The 6942-nt window shown below is 30.3% G+C and carries 6 protein-coding genes and 1 pseudogene; all 7 read left to right on the top strand.

Going from position 1 to position 6942, the window contains the following annotated elements; translation table 11 throughout:
• Window positions 1-192 (top strand): annotated as a pseudogene (locus ACIQZ1_RS09275) (gliding motility-associated ABC transporter permease subunit GldF); the annotation flags it as partial.
• Entirely contained in the window at window positions 192-1877 is a 1686-nt protein-coding gene (gene gldG, locus ACIQZ1_RS09270; protein WP_396160721.1) for a gliding motility-associated ABC transporter substrate-binding protein GldG, read from the top strand. The pseudogene ACIQZ1_RS09275 and the gene gldG, both read left to right, overlap by 1 nt.
• A gap of 70 nt (window positions 1878-1947) precedes the next feature.
• Complete coding sequence (dnaN, locus tag ACIQZ1_RS09265; RefSeq protein ID WP_396160725.1) at window positions 1948-3066, top strand: DNA polymerase III subunit beta; 1119 nt, start codon at window positions 1948-1950, stop codon at window positions 3064-3066.
• Window positions 3067-3336: 270 nt separating this feature from the next.
• On the top strand, window positions 3337-4737 hold the full coding sequence (gene mnmE, locus ACIQZ1_RS09260; protein ID WP_396160723.1) for a tRNA uridine-5-carboxymethylaminomethyl(34) synthesis GTPase MnmE: 1401 nt from the start codon (window positions 3337-3339) through the stop codon (window positions 4735-4737).
• 235 nt (window positions 4738-4972) lie between these two features.
• Window positions 4973-5326, top strand: coding sequence for a helix-turn-helix domain-containing protein (locus ACIQZ1_RS09255; protein WP_353076528.1), 354 nt, complete (start codon window positions 4973-4975; stop codon window positions 5324-5326).
• Window positions 5327-5329: 3 nt separating this feature from the next.
• Window positions 5330-6448, top strand: coding sequence for a site-specific integrase (locus tag ACIQZ1_RS09250; RefSeq protein WP_353076527.1), 1119 nt, complete (start codon window positions 5330-5332; stop codon window positions 6446-6448).
• Window positions 6445-6942 (top strand): hypothetical protein (locus ACIQZ1_RS09245; protein ID WP_396160719.1); only part of this gene is annotated, 498 nt, incomplete at its 3' end. The genes ACIQZ1_RS09250 and ACIQZ1_RS09245, both read left to right, overlap by 4 nt.

The raw sequence follows: 6942 nt of genomic DNA, 5'->3' as shown, positions 1-6942 counted from the left end.
TATTTTGGGTTTGATGGATTAGCGAATTTATTTGGTAATTTCAGTGGAATTATCAAAACGTTAGGAATGGATTTTCACTTTAAAAGTATGAGTCGTGGTGTGTTAGATACTCGTGATATTATTTACTTTATTAGTATCACTATTTTATTTTTAGCTGGAACTGTTTATCAACTTAAATCGCTTAAATGGTAATGAAAGACGTTCAAAAAAATAGTTTAAAAAAATTAGGGTTTTTAGCGATTGGTTTATTTATTTTAAACTTTGCGAGTTATTATATTTACAAACGTTTCGATGTTACGCAAGACAAAAGATATACACTTTCTGAAACCACTAAAAAAATAATTGATGATGTAGATTCTCCTTTAATTATTGATGTGTTTTTAGAAGGTAATTTTCCTGCCGATTTTAAGAAATTACAGACAGAAACGCGTCAGTTATTAGAAGAATTTTCTGCATACAATTCAAATATTACGTTTCAATTTGTAAATCCGATTGAAAAAGAAGAAGAACGCGTGGAAGTCATGAAAAAATTCTTTGAAAAAGGATTAACACCTATAAACGTAACCGTTGAAGAAAAAGGTAAACAAACTCAAGAAGTAGTTTTTCCGTGGGCTTTAGCCAATTATGGCGATAAAGGTGCAAAAGTGCAATTATTGAAAAATTTAATGGGCGCTTCAACTGAGAAAAAAGTAGAAAGTTCCGTGCAACATTTAGAATATGCTTTTGCCGAAGCAATTCATAAAATATCAAAAGAAAAACAACGTAAAATTGCCGTCATCAAAGGAAATGGCGAGTTAGACGATATATATATTGCCGATTTTTTAAAAACCATTCGTGATAATTATTATATAGGACCTATAACTTTAGATTCTGTAGCCTCACAGCCTAATGAAACATTAAAAGCATTAAATGTGTACGACTTGGCTATTATTGCGAAACCAAGAGAAAAATTTACTGAAGCCGAAAAACAAGTGTTAGACCAATTTATTATGAAAGGCGGAAAAACGCTTTGGTTAGTAGATGGAACTAATGCCGAAATGGAAAATTTGTATAATGAATCAGGTTCAACTTTAGTTAGCAATAACGATTTGAATTTAACGGATATGTTTTTCAAATACGGATTCCGAATTAATCCTCAAATGATTAAAGATGAATACGGAACACCCATAAAATTAGCTTCTGGAAAAGAAGGCAGTGAAAGTCAGATGGAAACCTATAATTGGAAAATGGCACCATTTATTTATCCTGCTTCTAAAAAACATCCTATCGTAAAAAATACCGATGGCGTAAAATTCAATTTTTGCTCGCCAATTGAGTTATTAAAAACCAATACTAAAACTACTATTTTACTTGAAAGTTCACCGTATTCTAAAGTAATTGGAACACCAAGTGTAGTTTCTTTGGAAATGATTGCAGAAGAAACCAGTCCGAAAGACTATGCCAATGGCGGGTTAATTCCTGTAGCGGCTTTATTAGAAGGTTCATTTACTTCTATGTACAACAACCGAGTATTGCCTTTTAAAGATGGTACTTTTTTAAATAAAAGTGTTCCAACTAAAATGATTGTAATTTCTGATGGAGACGTAATAAAAAATCAAATAGATAAAGGCGCACCAATTGAATTAGGTTACGACAAATACACCGGACAATTTTTTGGAAATAAAGAATTTATCCTAAATAGCGTAAATTATCTTTTAGATGATAACGGACTTATTAACATTAGAAGTAAAGATGTAACCTTACCCGTATTAGATAAACAAAGCGTACACGATAATTACAATCAAACACAAATGCTAACAGTAGCGCTACCAATTGTTTTGTTAGCAATATTCGGATTTATATTTACGTATTTAAGAAAGAAAAAATATAAGTATTAGTTGTTAATAAGTATATTTTTAGATTTAATTGTAACCCATTATATTTGTAAAAGAAAAAAAATTAAAAATGATGAATTTTATAGTATCCAGTTCGTATTTATTAAAACAATTACAAGTTTTAGGAAGCGTTATTAATAGTAACAACACCTTACCTATTCTTGATAATTTTTTATTTGAATTAGATAATAATCAATTACATGTTTCGGCTTCCGATTTAGAAACTACTATGTCGGCAAGTTTAGAAATTGAGTCAAACAGTAAAGGAAGTGTTGCTATACCAGCAAAATTATTATTAGATATTTTAAAAACATTTCCAGAGCAACCTTTAACGTTTACAGTTGAAGAAAACAATACTGTTGAAATTAGTTCTAATTCTGGTAAATATGCAATTGCATATGCTGCTGGTGAAGAATTTCCAAAAGCAGTAGCATTAGAAGATCCTTCAACAACTATAGTTCCTGCTGAAGTATTAGCAACAGCAATTGGAAAAACTATTTTCGCAACGGGTAACGACGATTTACGTCCAGTAATGAGTGGTGTGTTTTTTCAATTCTCTACAGAAGGATTAATTTTTGTGGCTACAGATGCTCATAAATTAGTAAAATATGCTCGTGCAGATGTAAAAGCATCTCAAAGTGCTGAATTTATTATGCCTAAAAAACCTTTAAATATTTTAAAAGGAATTTTAGCCACTTCAGATTCAGAAGTAAAAGTAGAATATAACGATTCAAACGCTACGTATTCTTTTGAAAACTACATCTTAACGTGTCGTTTAATTGATGGTAAATATCCAAATTACGAAGCGGTAATTCCAAAAGAAAATCCAAATAAATTAATTTTAAGTCGTGTTACTTTTTTAAATTCGGTTCGTCGTGTAGCTATTTTTGCTAACAAAACTACGCACCAAATTCGTTTAAAAATTGCAGGTACTGAATTAAATATTTCTGCAGAAGATATTGATTATTCAAACAAAGCAGACGAACGTTTAACGTGTGATTATCAAGGAGACGATTTACAAATTGGTTTCAACTCTCGTTTTTTAACCGAAATGTTAAACAACTTAACAAGTGATGAAATTCAATTAGAAATGTCATTACCAAACAGAGCTGGAATCCTTACTCCTATTGATGGATTAGACGAAGGCGAAACGGTAACTATGTTAGTAATGCCAGTAATGCTAAATAACTAAAACATACAACCAAATAACTACTACTTAAAACCACAATTGCTTTTTGCTTTTGTGGTTTTTTTATTAGTGGCTGAGATGTTCAAATCTTCCGGTGGCATAGGAAATTATTACTTCCGGTGGCTGAGGCACTCAAAGCCACCGGAAATTTCAATGGTAGCTTCGAGTGCCTCAGCCACCAGTAACAAATTAACTTCTCCAAAAAAACTATTCACTAATTACTAATTACTAAGTACTAAAATTTTATCTTTGCCAAGAAACAAAACGTATCATATGATTTTACAAGAAACCATAGTTGCTTTAGCTACACCATCTGGTGCTGGAGCTATTGCTATCATTAGATTGTCGGGAAATGATGCTATTACTATAGCTGCCGAAGTATTTGATTCGGTTTCTGGAAAAGATATTACAAAACAAAAAACACATACCATTCATTTAGGACATATTATGGATGGTGCAAAAACATACGATCAAGTATTACTTTCCATTTTTAAAGGTCCAAATTCTTACACAGGTGAAAATGTAGTAGAAATTTCATGTCACGGTTCTGTATTTATTCAACAACAAATCATACAATTACTGCTTCGTAAAGGGGCAAAAATGGCGCAAGCTGGAGAATTTACATTACGTGCCTTTTTAAACGGAAAATTAGATTTATCTCAAGCTGAAGCTGTTGCCGATTTAATCGCATCAGATAATGAAGCTAATCATCAAATCGCGATGCAACAAATGCGTGGTGGATTTAGTAACGAAATTGCAAAACTTCGTGAAGAACTTTTAAACTTCGCCTCACTAATTGAATTAGAGCTTGATTTTGCTGAAGAAGATGTAGCGTTTGCAGACCGAACCGCCTTCAATGAATTATTAGCACGTATAGAATTTGTTCTAAAACGATTACTAGATTCTTTTGCTGTAGGAAATGTAATTAAAAATGGTATTCCAATAGCCATTGTAGGCGAACCCAACGTAGGAAAATCCACCTTATTGAATGCTTTATTAAATGAAGAAAGAGCCATAGTTTCAGATATTGCTGGAACAACCCGAGACACTATAGAAGACGAACTGGTAATTGACGGAATTGGTTTCCGATTTATTGATACCGCTGGAATCCGAGAAACGAAAGATGTGGTAGAAAACATCGGAATTCAAAAAACATTTGAGAAAATTGAACAAGCACAGGTGGTTTTATATTTGTTTGATAGTTTAAAGTTTCAGGTTTCAGGTTCGGAATATATAAATGAAATTGAAAAAGTTAAAAATAAATATCCGCTTAAAACCTTATTGGTGCTAATTAATAAAGTGGATTTATTAACAAATAATGAAATTTCAGACATTCAGAAACAACTTGAAACGTTAAACCTGAAACAAATTTTAATTTCAGCTAAACAGAAAGTTGGCATTGACGAACTTAAAAACACCTTACTTTCCTTTGTAAACACTGGTGCTTTACGCAATAACGAAACCATTGTAACCAACTCACGTCATTACGATTCGTTATTAAAAGCATTAGAAGAAATTCAAAAAGTAAAATGGGGCTTAGATGCTGGAATTTCATCTGATTTAATGGCTATTGACATCAGAAGTGCTTTATATTTCTTTGGTGAAATTACGGGCGAAGTAACTAACGATGAGTTACTTGGCAATATTTTTGCTAATTTCTGTATCGGAAAGTAATAATACTATTACTTAATATAAAACAATCTGACTTAATCTATACAAATCCTTATATTATAAGACTTTATATAGTACTTAAAATTATTTTTATTAATATCTACTTGTATATAATAATATAAAAATTGTATCTTTGATGTATCTTAATGCTTCAGGGTACAATTATTTACATAAATAATATATTATTACGATACTTCCTGTTACATTATGTTACAAATTTTTACAATAATTTATACAAATGAGCAGCAACATTATAATACCCAAAATTTGTTTAGAGTGTAATAAAGGTTTTATTGCTAAAACTACCGTTACAAAGTTCTGCTCACAAAAATGTGCAGCAAAAGCATACAAGAAAAAAAAGAAATCTCAAAAAATAGCAAATACTCAAAAAATTGAATATGAGAAATCAGTAGGAATAAATATGCAGTTAATTCAATCTAAAGAGTATTTAAGTATTAAAGAGACTTGCTTACTACTTGGAATTAGTAGAATGAGTTTATATAGGTACATAAAGAACAAGACGATTGCTACTTCTAATATTGGGGGAAAAGTAATAATAAAAAAACAAGTAATTAACGACATAATAAAATAGAAAATGGGAGTTCATTTAAGAAAAAAGAAAATAGCCAATGGGAGAGAAAGTTTGTTTTTAGACTTTTATCCCCCAATAAAAGGAAGCAATGGAAAATTTACACGTAGAGAATATCTAAACAGATATATTTATGAAAAACCAAAAACAGCAGAACAAAAACGCCATAATCAAGAGAATATTAATTTTGCTGAAGGAGTTAAAAATAAAAGGGAAAAAGACATATTAAATGAGCAAGATGGAATTTTCAATTCTCAAAACAAGAAACGAGACTTTTTAGTTTTTTTTCAACATTTGTGCGAAAAACGTAGAGAAAGTGATGGTAATTACGGTAATTGGTTAAGCGCATTAAAATACTTGAATGACTTCACTAACGGAAAATGTGTAATGGGAGATATAACTGAAGATTTTTGTAATAAATTTAAAGAATACCTTTTACATGCTGACCGATTAAACACAGTTAAAGGCTTAAGGCTATCTCAAAACTCTGCATTAAGTTACTTCAATAAATTTCGGTGTGCCATCAACGAAGCATTTGATGGAAGACAATTAAATGAAAATCCATTACGTCACATTAAGGGAATCAAACAAAAAGAAACTAAGAGAGAGTTTTTAACACAAGAAGAACTTCAAATTCTGGCACAAACAGAATGTGATTCAATAGCATTAAAAAATTTAGCCCTTTTTTCTGCGCTTACAGGGTTAAGATGGTCTGATATTAAGAGTTTAAAATGGATTGATATTCAACAAACAGCAAAAGGTTATTTTATACATATCATTCAAAAGAAAACTTTAGACGTTATTATGCACCCAATAAGCGAAACAGCAGTTAAACTACTTGGGGTAAAAGGAAAACCAAATGAACTAATTTTTGGAGGTTTAAAGTATTCAGATAGTAATAATGACAAGATTAAAAGATGGATATTAAGAGCAGGTATCCACAAAAAAATAACACTACATAACTTTCGTCATACCTATGCAACTTTACTTCTAAATAAGGGTGTCGACATATATACTGTTTCTAAAATGCTCGGTCATAAAAAAATTGAGACAACAATGATTTATGCAAAAGTATTAAGCGAAACAAAGGTAAATGCAGCAAATTTAATTTATATTGAGTTATGACAGAAGATAGTCACCTTAGAACATCATACAGACACGTATATGATGTTGATGCATTTGAAATTCTCGATAGAATGAAAGAGAAATACAAGTCAAATAATAATATTATATCAGTGAAATCTTTAAAATTTGAAGAAGATAATTTAGTTAAATTTTTGATTGAAGAAGGCTTCAATGAGGTTGAAAATCAAAAAAATAGAAATTTTATTCTTCCTTCTAATTATAATTTGTACAATAAATTTCTTAGTTATAAATTATTGACTATGGATGTGTTTAAAATTGAACCATTATTATCTTATCAGTCTGTATTATTCTTGGGTAATGAATATGCATCTAAAGATAATTTTATTGGACTTCTTGAGTTTTTAATTTATGATATTGTTAAAGAAAAGGTATTGCCAAATGAGCAAATACGGTTAGAGAAAATGGTTAATTGGCTTGAAAGAAACAGAACATTTTTAAATAAGAAAGCATATTATAAAACTCCAAGGATAAAT

Origin of the sequence: Flavobacterium sp., from assembly GCF_044341185.1 — a bacterium.
GTDB lineage: Bacteria > Bacteroidota > Bacteroidia > Flavobacteriales > Flavobacteriaceae > Flavobacterium.
Note: the sequence above shows the minus strand (reverse complement) of the source record. Positions and strands in the feature narration are given on the sequence as shown.